Genomic DNA, 870 nt, shown 5'->3' with positions numbered 1-870 from the left:
TTCGGTCTGGAAGGCCCGGCGGTCACCGTCGACACCGCCTGCTCGTCCTCTTTGGTGAGCTTGCACCTGGCTGCGCAGGCGCTGCGCAACGAGGAGTGCGACCTCGCGCTTGCCGGTGGTGTGACGGTGATGGCCACTCCCGGTGTGTTCGTGGAGTTCTCGCGGCAGCGTGGGTTGGCGCCTGATGGGCGGTGCAAGCCGTTCGCGGAGGCCGCCGACGGTACGGGCTGGGGCGAGGGTGTCGGCTTCGTGCTGCTGGAGCGGCTCTCGGACGCGGAGCGCAACGGGCACGAGATCCTGGCGGTGCTGCGGGGTTCGGCCGTCAACCAGGACGGCGCTTCCAACGGCCTGACGGCGCCCAATGGTCCGTCGCAGCAGCGTGTCATCGAACAGGCCCTGGCCAGCGCACGGTTGAGTGCGGGTCAGGTCGATGCGGTCGAGGCGCACGGCACGGGTACGACGCTGGGTGACCCGATCGAGGCGCAGGCGCTGCTGGCCACCTATGGTCAGGCGCATTCTGCTGAGCGGCCGTTGTGGCTGGGTGCGGTGAAGTCGAACATCGGGCACACGCAGGCCGCGGCGGGTGTCGCGGGTGTGATCAAGATGGTCGAGGCGATGCGCCACGGCGTCCTGCCCCGCACCCTCCACGTCGACGAACCCTCCACCCACGTCGACTGGAACACCGGCCACGTCACCCTCCTGACCGAAGCGCAACAGTGGCCCGAGACCGGCGAGCCGCGACGTGCGGCGGTGTCGTCGTTCGGGATCAGCGGCACGAACGCGCACGTCATCCTTGAGGCGGCACCGGAGCAGTCCGCGGAAGCCGACGCGACGACCGAGCCCTCTCCGGTTCCGGTGGTGGTCTCGGCC

Annotated in this window: 1 protein-coding gene; it reads left to right on the top strand. The window is 69.9% G+C overall.

What is annotated here, in order from left to right; genetic code table 11:
- A partial coding sequence (locus LG396_RS38800) for a beta-ketoacyl synthase N-terminal-like domain-containing protein (RefSeq protein ID WP_225798312.1) occupies positions 1-870 on the top strand: 870 nt, incomplete at both ends.

This window comes from Streptomyces aculeolatus (genome assembly GCF_020400605.1).
Classification (GTDB): domain Bacteria; phylum Actinomycetota; class Actinomycetes; order Streptomycetales; family Streptomycetaceae; genus Streptomyces; species Streptomyces aculeolatus.
The sequence above is the reverse complement of the archived record's forward strand: the minus strand, read 5'-3'. Positions and strand labels throughout refer to the sequence as shown.